This window comes from Sphingomonas xinjiangensis (genome assembly GCF_014199255.1).
Lineage (GTDB): Bacteria > Pseudomonadota > Alphaproteobacteria > Sphingomonadales > Sphingomonadaceae > Sphingomonas > Sphingomonas xinjiangensis.
In genome coordinates this window covers 464,183-484,826 of the sequence record NZ_JACIJF010000001.1, presented here as the reverse complement: position 1 = coordinate 484,826, position 20,644 = coordinate 464,183, and the positions used below count along the sequence as shown (strand labels likewise).

At 66.2% G+C, this 20,644-nt stretch carries 16 protein-coding genes; 8 read left to right on the top strand and 8 right to left on the bottom strand.

The features are described from left to right. Positions 1 to 127: 127 nt before the first annotated feature. The gene (ettA, locus tag FHT02_RS02425; protein ID WP_184083835.1) at positions 128 to 1,807 is read left to right on the top strand and encodes an energy-dependent translational throttle protein EttA; all 1,680 of its coding nucleotides are present in this window, start codon (positions 128 to 130) and stop codon (positions 1,805 to 1,807) included. 126 nt (positions 1,808 to 1,933) lie between these two features. On the opposite strand, the gene FHT02_RS02420 is transcribed toward ettA, so the two are convergent. Continuing rightward, positions 1,934 to 4,243, bottom strand: coding sequence for an ATP-dependent helicase (locus tag FHT02_RS02420; protein WP_184083833.1), 2,310 nt, complete (start codon positions 4,241 to 4,243; stop codon positions 1,934 to 1,936). Positions 4,244 to 4,301: 58 nt separating this feature from the next. After that, positions 4,302 to 4,487, bottom strand: coding sequence for a hypothetical protein (locus tag FHT02_RS02415; RefSeq protein ID WP_184083831.1), 186 nt, complete (start codon positions 4,485 to 4,487; stop codon positions 4,302 to 4,304). 45 nt (positions 4,488 to 4,532) lie between these two features. Between FHT02_RS02415 and FHT02_RS02410 the strand changes: the two genes are divergently transcribed. Together FHT02_RS02410 and FHT02_RS02405 are read left to right on the top strand one after the other, a co-directional pair. After that, on the top strand, positions 4,533 to 5,204 hold the full coding sequence (locus tag FHT02_RS02410; protein ID WP_184083829.1) for a hypothetical protein: 672 nt from the start codon (positions 4,533 to 4,535) through the stop codon (positions 5,202 to 5,204). 85 nt (positions 5,205 to 5,289) lie between these two features. Next, on the top strand, positions 5,290 to 6,927 hold the full coding sequence (locus FHT02_RS02405) for an inorganic phosphate transporter (protein ID WP_184083827.1): 1,638 nt from the start codon (positions 5,290 to 5,292) through the stop codon (positions 6,925 to 6,927). Between the two features lie 60 nt (positions 6,928 to 6,987). Here the strand turns inward: FHT02_RS02405 and mqo are convergent, their stop codons facing one another. The 3 genes from mqo to FHT02_RS02390 are packed head-to-tail and all read right to left on the bottom strand — an operon-like array spanning position 6,988 to position 11,573. After that, positions 6,988 to 8,679 (bottom strand): malate dehydrogenase (quinone), encoded by a 1,692-nt coding sequence (gene mqo / locus FHT02_RS02400; protein ID WP_184083825.1) that lies wholly within the window; start codon positions 8,677 to 8,679, stop codon positions 6,988 to 6,990. 18 nt (positions 8,680 to 8,697) lie between these two features. Continuing rightward, on the bottom strand, positions 8,698 to 10,224 hold the full coding sequence (locus FHT02_RS02395; protein WP_184083823.1) for an alginate export family protein: 1,527 nt from the start codon (positions 10,222 to 10,224) through the stop codon (positions 8,698 to 8,700). Positions 10,225 to 10,229: 5 nt separating this feature from the next. Then, entirely contained in the window at positions 10,230 to 11,573 is a 1,344-nt protein-coding gene (locus FHT02_RS02390; RefSeq protein WP_184083821.1) for a dicarboxylate/amino acid:cation symporter, read from the bottom strand. A 268-nt stretch (positions 11,574 to 11,841) separates the two neighbouring features. Here FHT02_RS02390 and FHT02_RS02385 point away from each other — a divergent pair, with 268 nt between their 5' ends. The 3 genes from FHT02_RS02385 to FHT02_RS02375 are packed head-to-tail and all read left to right on the top strand — an operon-like array spanning position 11,842 to position 16,132. Continuing rightward, positions 11,842 to 13,539, top strand: a complete 1,698-nt coding sequence (locus FHT02_RS02385; protein WP_246352133.1) for a sensor histidine kinase — start codon at positions 11,842 to 11,844, stop codon at positions 13,537 to 13,539. Next, positions 13,536 to 14,819, top strand: a complete 1,284-nt coding sequence (locus tag FHT02_RS02380; RefSeq protein WP_184083817.1) for a sigma-54-dependent transcriptional regulator — start codon at positions 13,536 to 13,538, stop codon at positions 14,817 to 14,819. The genes FHT02_RS02385 and FHT02_RS02380 overlap by 4 nt, the downstream gene beginning before the upstream one ends. Positions 14,820 to 14,857: 38 nt before the next feature. Further along, entirely contained in the window at positions 14,858 to 16,132 is a 1,275-nt protein-coding gene (locus tag FHT02_RS02375) for an MFS transporter (RefSeq protein WP_184083815.1), read from the top strand. On the opposite strand, the gene rsmD is transcribed toward FHT02_RS02375, so the two are convergent. Further along, positions 16,110 to 16,649, bottom strand: a complete 540-nt coding sequence (gene rsmD / locus FHT02_RS02370) for a 16S rRNA (guanine(966)-N(2))-methyltransferase RsmD (protein WP_184083813.1) — start codon at positions 16,647 to 16,649, stop codon at positions 16,110 to 16,112. The two genes, FHT02_RS02375 and rsmD, sit on opposite strands and share 23 nt — an antisense overlap. Beyond that, positions 16,649 to 18,031, bottom strand: a complete 1,383-nt coding sequence (locus tag FHT02_RS02365; RefSeq protein ID WP_343056801.1) for a pseudouridine synthase — start codon at positions 18,029 to 18,031, stop codon at positions 16,649 to 16,651. The genes rsmD and FHT02_RS02365 overlap by 1 nt, the downstream gene beginning before the upstream one ends. Positions 18,032 to 18,146: 115 nt before the next feature. Between FHT02_RS02365 and FHT02_RS02360 the strand changes: the two genes are divergently transcribed. Next, positions 18,147 to 18,578 (top strand): response regulator, encoded by a 432-nt coding sequence (locus FHT02_RS02360; protein WP_184083809.1) that lies wholly within the window; start codon positions 18,147 to 18,149, stop codon positions 18,576 to 18,578. Here the strand turns inward: FHT02_RS02360 and FHT02_RS02355 are convergent. Then, positions 18,575 to 18,718 carry a hypothetical protein gene (locus tag FHT02_RS02355; protein ID WP_184083807.1) on the bottom strand — a complete coding sequence of 48 codons (144 nt, stop codon included), beginning with the start codon at positions 18,716 to 18,718 and terminating at the stop codon, positions 18,575 to 18,577. The genes FHT02_RS02360 and FHT02_RS02355 overlap by 4 nt on opposite strands. A 266-nt stretch (positions 18,719 to 18,984) precedes the next feature. Between FHT02_RS02355 and FHT02_RS02350 the strand changes: the two genes are divergently transcribed. Continuing rightward, a complete protein-coding gene (locus FHT02_RS02350; RefSeq protein WP_246352132.1) occupies positions 18,985 to 20,637 on the top strand; it encodes an AmpG family muropeptide MFS transporter in 1,653 nt (550 codons plus the stop codon). The last annotated feature ends 7 nt before the right edge of the window (positions 20,638 to 20,644 follow it).

The following is a 20,644-nucleotide window of genomic DNA, read 5'->3' as shown; positions in this document are numbered from 1 at the left end:
ACCGGCTCTGGAACAATTGCAATGGGCCGGAGCGCACCGCCAAGCGCTCGCGTTGCCAAGGCGGCGGGGGATCGCTACATCGCATCTGAATTTCCCGCATCCAGAACTTCCCAACGGAGACCGCATCGTGGCCGCCCAATACGCCTTCGTCATGAAGGACATGACCAAGACCTTCCCCGGCGCCCCCAAGCCGGTGCTGAGCAACATCAACCTGCAATTCTATCAGGGCGCAAAGATCGGCATCGTCGGCCCCAACGGCGCCGGCAAGTCGACGCTGATGAAGATCATGGCGGGCGTCGACAAGGATTTCACCGGCGAGGCATGGCCGGGCGAGAACATCACCGTCGGCTATCTGGAGCAGGAGCCCCAGCTCGATCCGACCAAGACGGTGCTGGAGAATGTGAAGGACGGCGCCCGGGAGACTGCCGATCTGGTGGAACGCTTCAACGCGATCTCCGCCGAAATGGGTGATCCGAAGGACGACACGGATTTCGACGCGCTCATGGAGGAAATGGGCGAGCTTCAGGGAAAGATCGACGCGGTCGATGGCTGGACGCTCGACAATCAGCTCGAAGTGGCAATGGAAGCACTGCGCTGCCCGCCGAGTGACTGGGCGGTCGAGAATTTGTCGGGCGGTGAGAAGCGCCGCGTCGCGCTCACCCGGCTGCTGATCCAGAAGCCCTCGATCCTGCTGCTCGACGAACCGACCAACCATCTGGACGCCGAAAGCGTCAAGTGGCTGGAGAACCACCTGAAGGAATATGCTGGCGCGGTGCTGATGATCACCCACGACCGCTACTTCCTCGACAATGTGGTCGGCTGGATCCTGGAAATCGATCGCGGCAAGTATTTCCCGTACGAGGGCAATTACTCGACCTATCTCGAGAAGAAGTCCAAGCGCCTCGAGCAGGAGGATCGCGAGGAATCCGGCCGCAAGGCGGCGATCCGCAACGAGCTGGAATGGATCCGGCAGGGCGCCAAGGCGCGCCAGACCAAGTCCAAGGCGCGTATCGCAAAGTTCGAGCAGCTGGTCGAAGCGCAGAAGAACCGCAGCCCCGGCAAGGCCCAGATCGTCATTCAGGTGCCAGAGCGCCTGGGCGGCAAGGTGATCGAAGTGGAGAACGTCTCCAAGGCCTATGGCGACAAGCTGCTGTTCGAGAATCTCAGCTTCACGCTGCCGGCCGGCGGCATCGTCGGCGTGATCGGTCCGAATGGTGCGGGCAAGTCGACGCTGTTCAAGCTGATCACCGGTCAGGAAACCCCCGACACCGGCACGATCGACATGGGTTCGACCGTGCGCCTGGGCTATGTCGACCAGAGCCGCGACCATCTGGACGACAAGAAGAACGTCTGGGAGGAAATCTCCGACGGGCTGGATTACATGAAGATCAACGGCCACGACCAGTCGACCCGTGCCTATGTCGGCGCCTTCAACTTCAAGGGCGCGGACCAGCAAAAGAATGTCGGCAAGCTGTCGGGCGGTGAGCGCAACCGCGTCAACATCGCCAAGATGCTAAAGCGGGGCGGCAACGTGCTGCTGCTCGACGAACCGACCAACGATCTCGACGTCGAGACGCTGGGCGCTCTGGAGGAAGCGATCGAGAACTTCGCGGGCTGCGCGGTGGTGATCAGCCACGATCGCTTCTTCCTGGATCGTCTTGCGACGCATATCCTCGCCTTTGAAGGCAACAGCCATGTCGAATGGTTTGAGGGCAATTTCGACGCATACGAGGAAGACAAGCGCCGCCGCCTGGGCGACGCCGCCGATCGTCCGACCGCGTTGGCATACAAGAAGCTGACGCGCTGAACGCTGCCGGCGCTTCGGCGCCGTAGCTACCCGCTGGATTGCGCCAGCATGTTCCGGTTGGGGCATGCTGGCGTTGTCATTTGGGAAACTCCGCCTCACCTTTCGGCGAGCGGAGGACCGTACCGGCTATCCCGCGCTCACGAAGCTATCCATCACCCGCTTGCGGCCCGCCTGCTCGAAGTCGATCTCCAGCTTGTTGCCTTCGATCTCGGCGATCACGCCATAGCCGAACTTCTGGTGGAACACGCGCTGGCCGAGCGTCAGGTCGGCGCGAGGCTTGGCGCCGAAGCTGACCGCAGACGCGCGGCTTTCCAGCACGCGTGGAGCTTCGCGGGTAAAGGTGCGGCTCTGGAAGCTGCCGCCGGGATTCTTGGCGTCTACGCCCGCCGCGCGCTGCCAGCCGGGGCCGCGGCCGGTGCCGCGCGCGACATCGGCAAAGGGATCGGCGCGTTCGGACCAATTGGCGCGCCACAGGCTTTCGCCGCCGGACATAGTCGTTTCGCTCTCGACATGCTCGGGCGGCAGTTCCGCGACGAAGCGGCTGGGCAGGCTGCTGGTCCACTGGCCGTAGATGCGGCGGTTGGCGGCGTGGAGGATGATCGCCCTTCGCCGGGCGCGGGTGATCGCGACATAAGCGAGGCGGCGTTCCTCCTCGAGGGAGGACTGCCCGCCTTCGTCTAGGGCGCGCTGTGAAGGGAAGATTCCCTCCTCCCAGCCGACCAGGAACGCGGTGTCGAACTCCAGCCCCTTGGCGGCGTGGATGGTCATGATCGTGACCTTGGGCTCCTCGGCATTGCCCTCATTGTCCATCACCAGGCTGACATGCTCTAGGAACGCGCCGAGGGACTCATACTCCTCCATCGCGCGGACCAGTTCGTTCAAATTCTCCAGCCGGCCGGCGGCTTCAGCGGTGCGGTCCGCCTGCCACATCGCCGTGTAGCCGCTTTCGTCTAGGATGATGCGGGCGAGTTCGGGATGGGTGAGCTGGTCGCCCATGGAGCGCCAGCGGGCGATGTCGCCGACCAGATTGCCGAGCGCGCGGCGCGCCTGCGGGGTCAGTTCATCGGTGTCGAGGATGCGGGCCGAGGCGGTGGTGAGGGCAAGCCCGGTCGAGCGGGCGAACTGGTGGACCTTGGCCAGCGCCTTGTCGCCCAGGCCGCGCTTGGGCGTGTTGACGATGCGTTCGAAGGCGAGGTCGTCGGCAGGCTGGGCGACGACGCGCAGATATGCGAGCGCGTCGCGGATTTCTTGGCGTTCGTAGAAGCGGAAGCCGCCGATGATCTTGTACGGCATGCCGATTGCGATGAAGCGGTCTTCAAACTCGCGGGTCTGGTGCTGGGCGCGGACGAGGATCGCCACCTCATCAAGGCTTTTGCCGGCGCGCTGGCAGGATTCGATTTCCTCGCCGACGCGGCGCGCCTCCTCAGGGCCGTCCCAGATGCCGAGTACCTTGACCTTTTCGCCCGCGTCGAACTCGGTCCACAGCGTCTTGCCCAGGCGCCCGCTATTGTTGGCGATCACGCCGGAGGCGGCGCCGAGGATGTGCGGGGTGGAGCGGTAATTCTGTTCCAGGCGGATTACCTTGGCGCCGGGAAAGTCCTTCTCGAACTTCAGGATGTTCTCCACCTGCGCGCCGCGCCACGAATAGATCGACTGGTCGTCGTCGCCGACGCAGCAGATGTTCTTGCGCTCTTGGGCGAGGAGGCGAAGCCAGAGATACTGGACGCTGTTGGTGTCCTGATACTCGTCCACCATGATGTAGCGGAAGCGCTCTTGATAGAGCGCAAGCACCTCGCGATGTGTCTTCAGGATGGTGAGCATGTGGAGCAGCAGGTCGCCGAAATCGCAGGCGTTGAGCGTCTTCAGCCGATCCTGATAGGCCGCGTACATCGCCTGGCCACGGCCATTGGCGTAGAGTTCGGACTCGCCGGCGTCGAGATCGGCGGGGACCAGCCCCTTGTTCTTCCAGCCGTCGATCAGGCCGGCGAGGCTGCGCGCTGGCCAGCGCTTCTCGTCAAGGTCGGCGGCTGTGATGAGCTGCTTGAGCAGGCGCAACTGGTCGTCGGTGTCGAGGATCGTAAAGTTGGATTGGAGGCCGACCAGCTCGGCGTGGCGGCGCAGCATCTTCGCGCCGATCGCGTGAAAGGTGCCAAGCCAGGGCATGCCCTCGACTGCGTCGCCAACCAGCCGCCCGACCCGCTCGCGCATCTCGCGCGCGGCCTTGTTGGTGAAGGTGACCGACAGGATCTCGGACGGATATGCCTTCCGCGTGTAGAGCAGGTGGGCGAGACGGGCGGTGAGCGCTGCGGTTTTGCCTGTGCCGGCGCCTGCCAGCACCAGCACCGGACCCTCGGTGGTGAACACCGCGTCGCGCTGCGGATCGTTCAGGCTCCGGATATAAGGGGCGTCGGCGGGAGAAGGCGCAGGAAGACTCATGGCGAACAGGTAGGGAACGGCGGGCGAGGGGGCAAGTTGCTTGGCACGCCCGCCGCGGTTAGGAGCCCCATCGGGAGGAAGCGATGCGCAGGGTGAACAGGAAGACGCGGCTGGCGATCATATTGGCGATCGCCGTGGTGGCGGCCGTGGTGGCGTGGCGCACCAGCGAACGCGGCGCGGCGCCGGTCTGCACGGAAGATCGCGTCGTCGAGAAGGACGACAGCGGCAAAGTGACGAAGATCACGCGAACGCACTGCCTGTCACGCTGACTACGCGCTAGAGGGCGCGGATGCGCTTCATTCTCCTCGCGCCGCTGCTGTTGGCAGCGGTGCCAGCCGCTGCTCAAGTCGAGTTGCTCGATCAGATCGCTCCCGAGGCCGGTAGAGGCCAGGTACAGGTCACCACTGCGCCGGGGGGTGAGAGCGTCCAGCTGATGAGCGGGGTGTCCGACCTGCTCGCGCTGGGCGGTTCGCTCGAATTCGAGGACGGCGTGCTGGAAGAAGCGAGCGCATCGGCAATGTTCCGCTTCAGCGAGCCCGATGAGGGTCCGCTTGGCGTCGCGGTGGAGCTGACCGGCTCGCTGGCGCGCGGCGGATCGCTGCGCAACCTGGAAGCGCGCCTGATCCTGGAGCGGCAGAGCGACACGTGGTGGGTCCAGGGTACGGGTATCGTGCGGAACAGCCGCGAGGGTGATGAACGGGGTACGGGCCTCGCTTATGTCGGCTCGCTTCAGCGAAAGCTGGCCGGCGCCTGGCTGGGGGTCGAAACATCGGGCCGCTTCGCGCGGCTGTCCGGATCGGGTGAGGTGTTCGGCACCGGGCAATATTATGCCGGGCCAAGCCTGACGCTGGAGCAGGGACTGGGAGAAAAGGACCTGGAGGTCGGGCTTTCCTGGCAGCAGCGGCTGAAGGGGAAGGGCGCCAGATCGGGACCGCGCATCTATGCGCAGTTTACGTTCTGATCTCGGCCGCGACGGCACTCGGTCCGTCGCTCTGTAACCTTGCTGTCATCACTTTGTCACGATCTACGGCCAGTGGCTCAGCATCATGGCCACGCTCGCAATGGACCAGGCCCCCGCAGCTACGCTGCCGAGGGGCCCTCGACTCGATTATCAAACCCACGCTCTAGCCAAGCTTTTGTTCGCCGCGATCATCGTGGGTGGACTGGCTTTCGCTTTGTTCAGCGTGCTGACCGATACGCGGGGGGTTGGCGAGGAGCTTGCGCTGGGGGCGTTCGCGTTCTTAGGGCTCGCGCTACTGATCGCGCTCGGCTTCGAATTCGTGAACGGCTTCCACGACACCGCGAACGCCGTCGCGACCGTGATCTACACCCATTCGATGCCGGCACATTTCGCGGTGGTGTGGTCGGGCTTCTTCAATTTCCTGGGCGTCATGGTGTCGTCAGGCGCAGTCGCCTACTCGATCATCACGCTGCTGCCCGTCGATCTGCTGCTCAACGTCGGGTCGTCGGCAGGCTTTGCGATGATCTTCGCGCTGCTGCTGGCGGCGGTGCTGTGGAATCTCGGCACCTGGTATGTCGGTCTTCCCAACTCTTCGTCGCACACGCTGATCGGATCGGTGCTGGGCGTCGGCTTGGCCAACCAGCTGATCCAGGCGGGATCGCGCGGCGGCACTGCCGGGGTTGATTGGAGCCAGGCGCAGAAGGTGCTTACCGGGCTGTGGATGGCGCCGCTGATCGGCTTCTTCGCGGCGCTGCTGCTGCTCTTTGTGATGCGCATGGTGCTGCGCAATCCCGAGCTTTACAAGGCGCCCGAAAGCGATGCACCGCCGCCCAAGGGCATTCGCGCGCTGCTGATCTTCACCTGCACGGCCGTTTCGTTCAGCCACGGCTCGAACGATGGACAAAAGGGCATGGGGCTGATCATGCTGATCCTGATCGGCTGCGCTCCGACCGCCTACGCGCTCAACCGCACCCTGCCGGCCAGCGCGACGCCTGCCTTTGTGCAGACCGCCAACATCGCCTCGGCAAGCTTCGACGCCCGCAGCGGCGGCATTGAAATACCTGCCGATCGTGCCCGCGGCGTGCTGACCCATGCGCTTCAGCAGCGCGAGGCTGAGGGGCCGCAGGTATTCGCCGCGCTGGAAAGCCTGTCGCGCGACCTCACTGCACGGGTCGAGGGCTATGGCTCGCTCAGCAAGGTGCCTGCCGAAGCGACCTCCAACGTCCGCAACGACATGTATCTGGTGCTCGACACCACCAAGCTCGCCACCAAGAAACCCGAAGGCTTCCACGAAGCCGAGTTGAAGGCGCTGAAGGACTATCAGGCCAATCTGGAAGCCGGCACACGCTTCATCCCGCTATGGGTGAAGATCGTCGTCGCGCTGGCACTCGGTCTCGGCACCATGATCGGCTGGAAGCGGATCGTCGTGACGGTGGGCGAAAAGATCGGCAAGCAGCACATGACCTATGGCATGGGCGCCTCGGCCGAGCTTGTGGCGGCGGCGACGATCCTGGCTGCCGACCGCTTCGGTCTGCCGGTGTCGACCACGCACATCCTGTCCTCGGGCGTGGCTGGCGCCTCGGTTGCCAGCGGTTCGGGGCTTCAGGCGCGTACCGTGCGCAACCTGGCGCTCGCCTGGCTGCTGACGCTGCCCGCGGCGATGCTGCTGTCGGGCGGGCTGTACTGGCTGATGCTCAACGCCGTGCGGGTGTTCGGCCTCTGACACGGAAATGGCGGGCCGTCCCCAAGGATGACCCGCCACATCACATCCGATCCGCGCGACTTACAGCGCCAGGTCGGGCTCGCCCGGCGCCTTGACCCGCGTCGCTGCCGGACGCGGCGTCGTCGCCACCTGCAGCGCGGGTGAAGGGATCGCCAGCTGGAGCGTTTCCGCAGTCGCCGCCCATTCCTGCGCCAGCAGTTCGGGATTTCCATTCAGCGCGGTGCCATAGCTCGGCACGATCTCGCGCAGCTTGCTTTGCCAGGCCGGGGTCTTCAGCTGCTCGGGAAACACCTTGGCGAGCAGCCCCAGCATGATCGATGGGGCGGTCGACGCGCCGGGCGATGCGCCAAGCAGCGCGGCGATGGACCCGTCCTTTGATGCGACGATCTCGGTGCCCAGCTTCAGCACGCCGCCCTTTTGCGGATCGCGCTTGATGATCTGCACGCGCTGCCCGGCCTGCCACAGCCGCCAATCGGCATCCTTGGCACCAGGAAAATATTCGCGCAGCGCGTTCATGCGGTCTTCCTGCGACATCATCAGCTGCCCGGCGAGATATTCGACCAGATCGAAATTGTCCCAGCCCACGTTTATCATCGGGCGGAAATTATCGAGTGTCACCGACGCGGGCAGATCGAAATACGACCCTTCCTTCAGGAACTTGGTCGAGAAGGTCGCGAACGGCCCGAACAGCAACACCTGCTTGCCGTTCAGGTAGCGCGTGTCGAGATGCGGGACCGACATCGGCGGCGAGCCGACCCCAGCCTTGCCATAGACCTTCGCCAGGTGACGATGTGCAATCTCAGGCTTGTCGGTCACGAGGAACGATCCGCCGCCCGGGAAACCGGCATAGTCGCCGGCTTCGGGAATGCCGGACTCCTGGAGGATCGGCAGCGCCCCGCCACCCGCACCGCCGAACACGAAGCGTGCGTTGATGACGTGCCTGGCATCGGTCTTGCGATCGCGCGCAGTGACGCGCCAGCTGCCATCGGCATTGCGCTCCAGTGCCTGGACCTCATGCCCGGTGCGCAGCGTCACGCCCTGCTGGCCACGCAGCGCCTTGATGTACTGGCGCGTCACTTCGCCCCAGTCGCAATCGGTGCCGAGCGGCGAGCGAGTCGCCGCCAGCTTCATCTTGGGGTCGCGGCCTTCCATCATCAGCGGCACCCACTGCGCGATCTTGCGTGGATCGGTGGTGATCTCCATGCCGGAAAAGAGCGGGCTCGCCTGAAGCGCTGCCACGCGGCGCTGCAGGTAAGCGACATTCTCGTCGCCCCAGACCAGGTTCATATGCGGCGTCGAGTTGATGAAGGAGCGCGGATTGCCGAGCACGCCGGCCTTTACTTGATGGCTCAGGAACTGACGGGTGATCTGCCATTGCTCGTTGATCTCGATGGCCTTCGCAATCTCGACCCGCCCGTCCTTCGCCACCGGCGTGTAGTTGAGCTCGCACAGCGCGGAATGACCGGTGCCGGCGTTGTTCCACCCGTTGGAGCTTTCCTCCGCCACCTGGTCCAGCCGCTCGACCATCTCGATCGTCCAGCTCGGTTCGAGCTGGCGTAGCAGGATGCCAAGCGTCGCACTCATGATGCCCGCGCCGATCAGCAGGACGTCGACCGAACGCTCGCTCGCCGGCGGACCGCTGGCGCAGGCTGACAGCGACGCCGTGGCACTCGCCGCCAGCGCGGAACCGAGCAGCCCGCGGCGAGTAACGCCAGTCGCCGCCGCCGGGCGGTCTTCCACATCGATACGCACATCATGCCTTTCTTGGGATCAGAAACGGAAACTCAGCCAACCGGCGAGGAAGTCGGAGCTGCGATAGCCCGCCTTGGCTAGCGACGGCCCGGCCATCAAATGCTCGTAGCGGCCGGTGAAGCTGACCCGGGGCGAGATCGTCCAGACGATCTGGGCGCGCGCGGTTTCGGCGATCTTGCGGTCGGCGACGTTCTGCGTGCCGGCAAAAGCGGTGCCGTTGGCGCGATAGACCGCGTCATGGACGCTGTCGCGCCACGAGAACTGGTATTCCAGGGTCGCGCGGACCTTTGGCACGGCCTGGAAGCTGACGTTCGGCGCGAAGGCGATCAGGTTGGTCGGCGTCGCGAACAGCTGGTAGCTGTAATAGACATTGTTGCCGAAGGGGGCGAGCGCGGTGCGTAGCTTGCCGGTGCCGTAGGCGCCGCCGCCCGTCGCATAATCGAAGTGGAAGCCGACCCGCGGCGCGCTGCGGTCCTTGCCCAAGCGATAGCTCTGCGCGAGCAGGAGCTGCCAGGCGTCGATGTCACGGCCGTTGAAATCGCCGCCCTGATGGTTGACCGACCAGTCGATGTTGACCGGGCCGGCATCGCCCCAGAAGTGCACGCCATAATATTTGCGCAGCTCGCGCGCATTCACGCCACCCCAGCTCGCGTCGTCGTCGCGCAGCCGCCAGATAAACGGATCGAGATACAGCTTGGACCCGCCGAACAGCGTCTCTGGCAACACGAAGCCGGCGGAGATGCCCGAGAAGCGGCGCTCGTCCTCGATGCGGTCGTCGCCCAGCCCCTCACGGCCATATTCGGTCGGCTTGAAGTCGAAGACGTCGGCGCGGACATTCTTGCCCTGCGCCCAGGCACGCACGCCATTGTAGGTGAAATATAAGGTGTTGTTGTCGCGCGGCACCACCAGCAGGTTTGGTCCGTCGGCAAAGGTCTGACGCCCATAGCGAACGCCGAGATTGACGCCACCAACATCGCCGGTCACGTCAACGAACGACTGTTGAAGGGCAAGGTCGTTCGACAGGTTCGGCAGCTTGTTGCCCAGGTTCAGGCCCGACAATCCGCCATGCGCCAGCTCGCCATAAAAGCGGACATGGTCGCCCAAATGGAGGTCGCCGCCCAGGAACACGCGGTTGATGTCCTGCCGCTGCGCTTCGCCTTCTCGCAAATTCGGATTGGTGGTGTGGTTGACGCGCAGCCGCAGTTCGCCGGACAAGGTGAGGTACACGTCGCCATCGCCCGCCAGCGGGATGTACTTCAGCCGGTCCACGGGATCGTCGATCTTGGCGGGATCGCGAAAGCGCGTCCAATCCTCGGCCCAGCGCGACTGGTTGTAGCCGCCGGTGGTGACGCCGTCCCCCGCCGCGGCGGCGGGGTAGGACTCGGCTGCGGGAGAGGCGGCGGTGGGGTTGGCGCGCTCCTGCGTCCCCGGGTCACGCGACGGAGCGGCGGCAGGGGCGGTCTGCGCCGACGCTGCGGTGGAGGCGAGCAGCGCGAAGGGCAGGGCGACGGCGCCAAGCGTGCGGGCGGTCGGATGCTGGATCATGGTCTTCACTCCGCCGGAACCGCATCGGCGGCCATCTGGTCGACGCGGGGGCTGTTGCCCGACAGCGCCATGCGGAACTGCGCCTCGTCCAAGCGGCCTTCCCAGCGCGACACCACCACGGTGGCGACTGCGTTGCCGATGAAGTTGGTCAGGCTGCGGCATTCGGACATGAAGCGGTCGACACCCAGGATCAGCGCCATGCCGGCGACCGGCACGCTCGGGACGATCGACAGCGTCGCGGCCAGGGTGATGAACCCCGCGCCGGTCACGCCCGCCGCGCCCTTGGACGATAGCATTGCCACGCCGAGCAGCAGCAACTGCTGGCCGAGCGTCAGGTCCACATTGCACGCCTGGGCGATGAACAAAGCCGCTAGTGTCATGTAGATGTTGGTGCCGTCCAGGTTGAACGAATAGCCGGTCGGCACGACCAGGCCGACGACCGACTTGGCGCAGCCGGCGCGCTCCATCTTTTCCATAAGGCTGGGGAGGGCGCTTTCCGAGCTCGATGTGCCAAGCACCAGCAGCAGCTCGGCCTTCAGGTAGCCGATCAGGCGGAAGATCGAGAACCCGGCCCACCAGGAAACGGCACCCAGCACCACGATCACGAAGATCAGTGACGTGAGATAGAAGGTGCCGACCAGCATCGCGAGATTGGCGAGGGTCCCGACGCCATACGCGCCGATGGTGAACGCCATTGCCCCGAACGCGCCGATCGGCGCCGCCTTCATCAGGATCGCAACGACCTTGAACACGGCCAGCGACAGGTCCTCCAGCGCGTCGACAATGCGCTGGCCGCGGTCGCCGATCAGCGCCAGGCCGATGCCGAACAGGATGGCGATGAACAGGGTCTGGAGGATGTTGCCTTCGGTCAGCGCCGAAAGAAAGCTGTCCGGGATGATGGCCAACAGGAACTTGATGAGCGAAGTTTCATGCGCCTTTTCGGCATAAGTCGCGACCTTGGACGTATCCAGCGTCGCGGGATCGATGTTCAGCCCCGCGCCGGGCTGGACGACATTGGCGACGATCAGGCCGACGATCAGCGCAAGCGTCGAGAAAAACAGGAAATAGCCAAAGGCCTTGCCCGCCACGCGTCCGACCGAAGCCAGGTCGCGCATCCCGGCGATGCCCGTGACGATGGTCAGGAAGATCACCGGTGTGATGATCATCTTCACCAGCTTGATGAACGCGTCTCCCACCGGCTTCAGCGATTCGCCGACCGCTGGCCAGAAGTGGCCGAGCAGCACGCCGGCGGCGATGGCGATCAGTACCTGGACATAAAGGTGTCGGTACCAGGGGCGCCGCGTGGGCGGTACCGCTCCGGCTTCGGCTTGATAGGGAATAACTGTCATGGCCTTATCCTCTCGTCATGCCCGACCGCCTTCTGGGGAGCGGGAAAGGCAGATTGGAATTCTGCCCGAAAGTAATCTGCGGGCGCATCAGCTATCGCCATCGCTGAACAATATCGTTGCGTAGCAGCTAGATAGCTGTTGTCTCAGATACATTTTGCGAATAGCCATGTGCAACTATAGGAACGGCGCGCCGACCCCAAGTGCCGAAACTTGCACAAGGTTCCAGAGTTGCTACGAATGCGACATGCGTCTCGATTGGCGATCCCGCATGCTACGCTGGGTACTCGGCACGATGTTGTTGAGTGCGCTGGCCGTGATGATCGCCGGCAGCGTCGCCGAGAAGCGGGTGCTTGCCGATCTGCGCGAACAAGCCGTCACTGACGCACGCTTGCGCGCCGCGCTGCTCGACAGCGAACTCGCACGCTTTCGTCTGTTGCCGCTGACCTTGGCCGACGACCGCGATGTCATCGCGGCGGTGAACGGCGTGCCCGCCGCCCGCGAGGCACTCGACCGAAAGCTTGAGCTGCTGGCCGGCGTAACGCGCGCCGCCGCGATCTATGTCATCGCACCCGATGGGACGGCGGTCTCCGCGAGCAACTGGCGCTCGCCGGAGAGCTTCAAGGGTATGGATTACCGTTTCCGCCCCTATTTCCAGGAAGCGAAGGCGCGGGGCGAGGCGAGCCAATATGCCTTGGGCACCGTCAGCCACCGCCCCGGCCTGTATCTCGCGCGGCGCAGCGCGGGGCAGGGGGTGATCGTCGTCAAGCTGGAGTTCGACCGCATCGAGCAGGAATGGGCGCGCGCCGGCGGCATCACTTTCGTGCGTAATCCGCTGGGGGTCGTGCTGGTGACCAGCCGGCCGGACTGGCGCTTTGCGGCAAGCCAGAGGCTGACCCCGGCGACGGCGGCGCGCTTCCGTCGGGAGACGCGGGTGCCGATCGACGCGTTGCGCCCGCTGCCGATCAGGCGCGGGGCGCGCGATGTCCGTGTCCTGGATGGCGGCGGGCGCTTCGTGGCGCGGGAAGTGGCGGTGGCGCAGTCTGGCTGGCAGCTGACGCTGATGCAGCCGGTAAACGCCGCGGTTCGTACGGCGCAGCGCGCGGCGGCGCTTAGCGCAGCGCTGGCGGCGGTCATGCTGTCGGTGCTTGGCTGGACGCTGACTCAGCGGGTCACCCTGGCTCGGCGGCGCACCGCCGAGCTCGAGGATGCCGTGGCGCAGCGCACTGCTGATCTGCGCCGCGAAATGGACGAGCGCGCCGAAAGCGAAGCGCGGGCCGCCGAACTGCGCGATGCACTGCGCCAGGCCAATCGGCTCGCCTCGCTGGGGCAGATCACCGCCAGCGTCGCACACGAAACGGCGCAGCCCGTCGCCGCGATCCGCACCTATGCGCAGACCAGCGGCACCTTGCTTGATCGCGGCGCGCTGGAGGATGTCCGCGCCAATCTGGGCACGATCGCCCGTCTCGCCGACCGCATCGGATCGGTGACGGCGCATCTGCGCGGCTTTTCGCGGCGCCAGTCTGGCGAGGTGCGGCCTGTGCTGGTGAGCGACGTGGTCGACGGCGCGTTGCTGATCCTCAAGGAGCAATTGCGCAGTGCCGCGATCGATTTGCCCGCCATCCCGCCCGCACTCGCGGTGCTCGGCGGCAAGGTTCGGCTGGAGCAGGTTCTGGTGAACCTGATCCAGAACGCGCTGGAGGCGATGGCCGGCATGCCCGAGCGGCGCATCACGCTCGCGCTGTCGCATGACGCGACGCATGTCCGGTTGACCGTCGCCGATGGCGGCCCCGGCGTCGCGGACGACGTGGTCGGCCGGCTGTTCACCCCTTTCGTCACCAGCCGCGATAAGGGGCTGGGGCTTGGGCTCGTCATCTCGCAGGATATCATGGTCGAACTCGGCGGTTGGCTCAAGCTGCTGCCGTCTGCAGGGGGTGCCCGTTTCGAAGTCGGGATGCGCCGGGCATGAATGTGGACGCGCCACTGCCGCTCGTCGCGTTGGTCGATGATGACGACGATCTGCGCACCGCGACCACACAGCTGCTGACGCTGAACGGCTTCGAAGTGCGCCCGTTCGCCGAACCCGCAAGCGCGCTTGCGGCGATCGGCAGCGACTTTGCCGGGGTGGTCGTCACCGACGTGCGGATGCCGGGAATGTCGGGGATTGAGCTCTTCGCCGCGCTGCACGCCCGCGATCCCGAACTGCCCGTGGTGCTCATCACCGGGCATGGCGATGTCGAAATGGCGGTCAACGCGATCAAGGCGGGCGCCTGGGACTTCCTGACCAAGCCCTTTGATCCCGACACGCTGTTGGCCGCGGTCACTCGCGCCGCCCGCGCACGTACGCTTTCGCTCGACAATCGCCAGCTCCGCGCCCTCGCGCAAGCCCAGGCCGACGATGCCCTGATCGGCGACACCCCGGCGATCCGCCGCCTGCGCGCAATGATCCCGATGCTCGCCAATGCCGCGCTGGACTTGGTGATCGAAGGCGCGGTGGGGGTGGGGAAGGAGCATTATGCCCGCTTGGTGCACCGCGCCGGGCGCCGGTCGCGGCACCGTTTCCTCAAGATAGACTGCGCCACCGTGCCTGCCGAACTCGTCGAGCGTGAGCTGTTCGCGCGCAATGGCGTGATCCAGCGGGCGCATCGCGGCACGCTGTTTCTCGATAATCTCGGCCGCGCCGAGCCCGATCTCCAGAATCGGCTTGCGCGGCTGGCGGAGACCCGGGCCCTGGCACTGGAAAGCCGCGACCCCGATCCTGTCGACCTGCGGATCGTCGCCTCGATCGAAGAGGGCAGCCGCGACCAAGTGTTGCCGGCACTGTTCCATTTGCTCGCCGGGGTGCCGCTGCGGATGCCGCCGCTCTCGGAGCGGACCGCCGACATCCCGCTGCTGTTCGCGCATTTCGTGGCGGCGGCGGCAAAGTCGCATGGCTGCCCGCTGCCGCCGCTCGCCGACCATGCTCATCGTCTGGTCGCACGCAGCTGGCCCGGCAATGTGTTGGAGCTGGAAAAGACCGCCGAGCGGATCTGCCTGGGTCTGGAGGAGAGCGACGCCGGCCAAGCAGCGCAGGCCTCGCTGCCGGAACGGCTCGACGCGTTCGAACGCGCCGCGATCGTCGACGCCGTCACCAACGCCAATGGAGAGATCGCCGCGGCGATTGACGCGCTTCAACTGCCACGCAAGACTTTCTATTACCGCGTAAAACGGCTCGGCATCGACTTGCGGGCGCTGCGCCGGCGGCCATAGCCGTTGACCGCTCCTTCATCCTCCGCGAAGAACGGGCCATGAATGCAACCGTGGCGCATCCGGCTTCGCACCGGCGCATCCTGTTCGCCAGCCTGGTGGGCACGTCCGTCGAATTCTACGATTTCTACATCTATGCGACGGCCGCAGCGCTCGTGTTCCCGTCGCTGTTCTTTCCGGCACAGGACCCGGCGGTGCGCCAGCTGCTGTCCTATGCCAGCTTCAGCGTCGCCTTCTTCGCGCGCCCGCTCGGCGGCCTCGTCTTCGGCCATTTCGGCGACCGCTTGGGCCGTAAGTCCACGCTTGTCGCGTCGCTGATGCTGATGGGCATCTCCACAATGCTGATCGCCTTCCTGCCGACCTATGCGATGATCGGCTGGGTCGCGCCGGCTCTGCTCTGCCTGATGCGCTTTGGGCAGGGGCTGGGACTGGGCGGCGAGTGGGGCGGCGCCTCGCTGCTGGCGGTCGAGAACGCACCGCCGGGCTGGGCCAACCGCTATGGCAGCTTTCCGCCGCTCGGCGCGCCGGTGGGGTTCATCTTCGCCAACGGCTTTTTCCTCGTGCTCGGCGCGGTGATGCCTGACGACCAGTTCCGCGACTGGGGCTGGCGCTTGCCGTTCCTCGCCAGCGGGCTGCTGGTCGGGCTCGGTCTTTGGGTACGCCTCCGCCTCACCGAAACGCCGGCCTTTGTGGAAGCCGCCGAGGCCGGCCCGCCGCCGCGCGTGCCGATCGGCGAGTTGCTGCGCACCCAGTTGCTGCCGACGCTCGCCGGCACGATCGGCACGGTCGCTTGCTTCGCCTTGTTCTACATCGCGACGGTGTTCGTCATCGGCTACGGGACCAAGGATCTGGGCTATAACCGCGAGACGTTCCTGGGCGCGGAGATGGTCGCCATCCTGTTCATGGCCGCGGGCATCCTGACCGCCGGGGCGTGGGCCGACCGGACCAGCGCGACTGCGATCCTGATGCGCGGCTGCCTCCTCACCGTGCCGGTCGCGGCGGCGATGGCGTGGATGGTCACGGCCGACGCGCTGCCGATGCTGTTCGTGTGGCTGGCGGCCGCGCTGTTCGTGATGGGGCTGGTCTATGGCCCGCTCGGCGCCTGGCTGCCCAGCCTCTTCCCGGCGCGGGTGCGCTACACCGGCGTGTCGGTCACGTTCAACATCGGCGGAATCATCGGCGGCGGGCTCACGCCACTGATCGCAGAAACGCTGGTGAAGCGCGGCGGGCTGCTCTGGGTCGGGGGCTATCTTGCCGCCGCCGCGCTGCTCAGCTTCGCCGGACTCTGGTTCGTCAGGCGGCGCGCAGCAGCGTGAGCCGCGCCTTGCCGTGGACGCGCGACACGTCGACGGTGAAGCCGCCCACCTCGATCTGCTCGTTCTTGGCGGTTTCGATGCTGATCCAGGTCGCGGGTCCCGCCCAGCCGAGCCGCCCGAGCTTGTCGAGCGCGACCAGCCCCGCGCCGGTGCCATAAGGCGGATCCATCAGGATCAGGTCGAGCGGCTTGGGCGCGGGCCCCAGCGCCATGACCGAACCTGCGCGCACCTGCGCGCCCGTCGCACCCAGCTTGGCGATGTTGGCCTTGAGCGCGTCCAGCGCCGGCTTGTCCTGCTCCACGAACAGGCACGAGGCGGCACCGCGAGACAAAGCTTCCAGCCCCAGCGCACCCGATCCCGCAAACAGGTCCGCCACCGCCAGTTCCTCGAACCCACCGAGCCGGCTGGTCAGCATCGAGAACAGCGCCTCGCGCGTTCGGTCGGCGGTGGGCCGTGTCGTCTCGCCCTTGGGCGCGACAAGCGGCCGCCCGCGCCAGCTACCTGCGATCACCCGCATTATTTGCCACCCCGCGGTGGCCGGCCAGGCTTGCGGCCCGGCTTCACCGACGGCTTGCCCCGCCCACCGGCAGGCCCCTTGCCCGGACGCGCGCTTTGCGGCTTGATGGTGATGTCACCCCGGCGCGGCTCCAGCGTGTCGCGATGCGCCCGCGCGCGTGCGGCGCGGGCCGGCTTGGCCACGCCGCGCGGGTCCTCGCGCTCCGGCCGCTCGTTTCTCGGGGGCGTGGCACGCGGCGTGAACCGCGCCTCACGGGCGTGCGGCTGCTCGGCGTCAGCCTCCCGCCGGCGGGCACCCGGAGCAGCGCGCTCGGGCCGCTGCGCAGCGCCACGCGCCGCGAAGCGCGAGGGCGCCGCGGCATCGTCGGGCCGCCCGCGTACCGGTCTGCCGGCGCCGCGATCCCCGTCCCGAACCGGACGCTCGGCGCGCTCCGGGCCACGTAGCGGCCGCACTGGCGCGCCCTTGCGTACCGGACGCGCTGCCTGCGGCGTCACGCGCGGCGTGAAGCGCGTGCTCGGCCGTTCCGGCTCCACCGCGCCGCGCCGCGCCCGGGCGGGTGCCTCCACCGGCTCGGGCCTGGGCGCTGCCTCCACCCGCGCACGCACCGCGAATTGCAGGTTCGATGCCGCCTTGCCGCCACCAGGCTTCGACAGCACGGTGCGGAAGGTCTGGAGGTCGGCCGGTCGGATCTCGTCGACGTCGCCGCCGGGAAGGTCGCCCAGATAGAAGGGGCCATAGCGGGTGCGGATCAGCCGGCTGACCTGCAGCCCCAGATGCTCCAGCACTCGGCGCACCTCGCGATTCTTTCCTTCGGTCAGCGTCATTTCGATCCACAGATTGGCGCCGGTGCGCCGCTCGATATTCGCGTTGATCGAGCCATAGCGGATGCCCTCGATCTCGATCCCCAGCATCAGTTCCTCGAGCTGCGCCTGCGTGACCTGGCCATAGGCGCGCGCGCGATAGCTGCGCTCCACACCGGTCGCGGGCAGCTCCAGCTCGCGCTTCAGCTCGCCGTCATTGGTGAGCAGCAGCAGCCCTTCGGTGTTCAAGTCGAGCCGTCCGACCGGCATTACCCGCGGCAGCCCGCCTGGCAGGCGGTCATAGATGGTCGGGCGCCCCGCCGGATCGAATTCGGCGGTCAGCAAGCCGCTGGTCTTGTGATAGCGGAACAGCCGTGCCGGCGCCGGGGCTTCCACCGGATCGCCATCGACCGTGACACCCTCCAGCGAGGCCAGCAGCGTCGCGGGTGTATCGATGGTCACGCCGTTCAGCGCGATGCGCCCTTCGGCGATCATGCGTTCGACCTCGCGGCGCGACGCGATTCCGGCACGGGCTAGCAGCTTGGCAATGCGCTGCGTTTCTTTGGTATTGGACGGGGACACTGCGGCGATATAGCGATTAAACGGATTGGCGCAAAAATTATCGCGGCGCGAATACCGGTTTCGCGCGTTCGGGAACAAGGCGGGACGAAGAGTCCGCCGCGTGTGGGGCGTTTCGATGTTGTTCGGTAAGAAGAAGCGAGTGATCGAGCGGGTTCTGATCGTCGAGGACGAGCCGCTAGTCGCGTTCGACACCGAACATTTCCTGACCAGCGAAGCGTTCGAGATCGTAGCGACGGTGGATTCGGTGGCAGACGCACTCGCCGCGATCGAAGGCGATGAAACACTGGATCTGGTGCTGGTCGACGTCGATCTGGCCGATGGCAGCGGCGTGGAAGTGGCGCGGGCCGCGCGGGGGCGCGGCGTGCAGGTGCTCTTCGTGACCGGGCATTGCCCGGGTGAGGCGCGGTCGCTGGCAGCAGGGTGGCTGTCGAAACCCTATCCGCAGCGCGATCTGCTCGCGGCGATCGCCGCGATCGAGGCCGTGGTCGAGGGGCAGAAGCCCAAGCGGCTCCCCCACAGTTTCAGCCTGTTCAAATCGGCGGCTTAGAGCGTCCGCAGGAACAGCACCGCAAAGATCAGCGCCCAGCCTAGGCCCGACACCGCAAGCACGAGCAGCAACGTCAAAACCGGGTGAATGCGCGCTTCGTGATCTTCAGCGAGTTCGGGCGGAATAGGGAACGAGGGCATGACGAGCTCCTGTGCTGGCTTGAGCGTCCAACTGGCGTGAGCATTCGAATAGCGCGGGACTCGGTGCAGCGGCATCCGGTCGGCCACGCATGCGGGTTTGTCCGGAGAGGCCACGTTAAGCAAACCTCCCCGTTTGCGAAGATTCACCGGGCCAATCCCTCCCCTGCAGGGGACGATCGCCAAGTATCTCAGGCGCGCGGATAACCGCCTAGTCTTCTGCGCCCGGCACGCTAGTGTCCGGCCAGGCGGTTAACGAGGGTGCAGGGTTGAGCGAGAAACTGAAGGGCTGGGCACTGGTCCGCGCGGCGATGCGCGACCGGAAGACCGCGGCGATGCTGGTGCTGGGCTTTGCGTCGGGCCTCCCTTTCGTGCTGCTGATCGGCACGCTCAACGCTTGGCTGGGTGAGCTGAAGGTCAGCCTGGCGACGATCGGCGTGCTGTCGTGGATCGGCTTGGCCTATGCCTTTAAATTTCTGTGGTCGCCCGTGGTCGATCGCGTCCGCCTGCCGCTTCTGGGGTCGCTGGGGCGTCGCCGATCCTGGCTGGTGCTCTGCCAGGGCGGATTGGCGGTGCTGTTGTGGATGCTCGCCGCGACTGATCCGTTAGCCGCGATCGGCAGCTTCGCCATGCTGGCGGTGCTGGCCGCCTTCCTGTCGGCGACACAGGATGTCGTCATCGACGCCTGGCGCATCGAAGTTGCCGATGAGACCGCCACCGTGGAGCTGCTCTCGGCCATCTATCAGCTCGGCAATCGCTTCGCGGCGCTGGCCGGCGGCGCGCTCGCCTTGGTGCTGGCGGCGCGGATCAGCTGGCCGGCGGTGTATGTCGGCTTCGGCTTCGTCATGCTGGCGGCGATCGCGATGACCCTGTTCACCCCCGAAGCCCAGCGCGATCCTGCCGAGCGGCTATCGCCGCTCGCCGGCCATGCCGTGCCCGAACCTTCCAAGCGGGCAGTGGCGCTCGGCATCGTCGCGATCTGCTGGGCATGGGCGATCTTCCTGCTGGGCAGCTTCATGGTCGAGGCGCTACGGCCAGTAGCCCCGGGTGCGACCGCGCCGTCTTCGGGGGTCTTTACCCAGACTTGGGGACCATGGATCATCGTCGCGACGGTGATCGTCCCTGCGCTGATCGCGGCATGGACCAACCGCCTTCCGCATCATGCGGGAGAAAGCGAGCCGTCGCCGCGTGGCGCACACGCCTTCGCCAATCACACTTATCGCGCGCTCATCCTGCCGCTTGCCGAGATCGTCGGACGGCTGCGCTGGGGCGCGCTGCTCGTGTTGTCCCTCATCCTGCTCTATCGCATCGCCGATTCGATCTGGGCGCCGTTCGCCTTTCCCTTCTATCTGGGCGAACTTCAGTACACGAACGACGAAGTCGCGTTCGCGTCCAAGCTGTTCGGCGTGGTCATGACGATCGCCGGCGTCGGGATCGGCGGGTTGCTGCTGGCCACGCTGGGGCGCATGCCGACCTTGCTCGCCGGCGGCATCGTCGCGGCGGTCTCGAACCTCCTCTATGCCGATCTCGCATTGGGCGGCGCCAATATCGACGCCTTCTCGCACCTGTTCTTCCTCGACCGCATTGGCGTCGAGCCGCGCATGATGCGGCTGATGGTCGCGATCTCGGGAGAGAACATCGCCGGCGGCCTCGCCGGCACGGCCTTTGTAGCCTATATCTCATCGATCACGTCGCGCGAATACAGTGCCGTTCAGTACGCGCTGCTGTCTTCGATGACCTTCCTGGTTGGTGCGCTTGGCCGCGCGGCGACGGGTGAGGCGATTGAGCGCTATGGCTATGCCGATATCTTCTTCCTGACCGCGGGCCTCGGCGCCGTGGCGGTGGTGCTGGTGCTCGCCGAATGGTGGCGCTCCGCCTGGGCCGAGCGGCGACTGTCAGGCGGGCAGCGCGTCCCGGCCTGACGCTTCG

What these genes read in the sequence shown, in the direction of transcription:
- FHT02_RS02395 (WP_184083823.1), bottom strand. Translation starts at nt 10,224, where the DNA reads ATGATCCAGCATCCGACCGCCCGCACGCTTGGCGCCGTCGCCCTGCCC.
- FHT02_RS02380 (WP_184083817.1), top strand. Translation starts at nt 13,536, where the DNA reads ATGAATGTGGACGCGCCACTGCCGCTCGTCGCGTTGGTCGATGATGAC.
- FHT02_RS02385 (WP_246352133.1), top strand. Translation starts at nt 11,842, where the DNA reads ATGCTACGCTGGGTACTCGGCACGATGTTGTTGAGTGCGCTGGCCGTG.
- FHT02_RS02410 (WP_184083829.1), top strand. Translation starts at nt 4,533, where the DNA reads ATGCGCTTCATTCTCCTCGCGCCGCTGCTGTTGGCAGCGGTGCCAGCC.
- FHT02_RS02360 (WP_184083809.1), top strand. Translation starts at nt 18,147, where the DNA reads ATGTTGTTCGGTAAGAAGAAGCGAGTGATCGAGCGGGTTCTGATCGTC.
- FHT02_RS02390 (WP_184083821.1), bottom strand. Translation starts at nt 11,573, where the DNA reads ATGACAGTTATTCCCTATCAAGCCGAAGCCGGAGCGGTACCGCCCACG.
- FHT02_RS02405 (WP_184083827.1), top strand. Translation starts at nt 5,290, where the DNA reads ATGGCCACGCTCGCAATGGACCAGGCCCCCGCAGCTACGCTGCCGAGG.
- rsmD (WP_184083813.1), bottom strand. Translation starts at nt 16,649, where the DNA reads ATGCGGGTGATCGCAGGTAGCTGGCGCGGGCGGCCGCTTGTCGCGCCC.
- FHT02_RS02355 (WP_184083807.1), bottom strand. Translation starts at nt 18,718, where the DNA reads ATGCCCTCGTTCCCTATTCCGCCCGAACTCGCTGAAGATCACGAAGCG.
- FHT02_RS02420 (WP_184083833.1), bottom strand. Translation starts at nt 4,243, where the DNA reads ATGAGTCTTCCTGCGCCTTCTCCCGCCGACGCCCCTTATATCCGGAGC.
- FHT02_RS02375 (WP_184083815.1), top strand. Translation starts at nt 14,858, where the DNA reads ATGAATGCAACCGTGGCGCATCCGGCTTCGCACCGGCGCATCCTGTTC.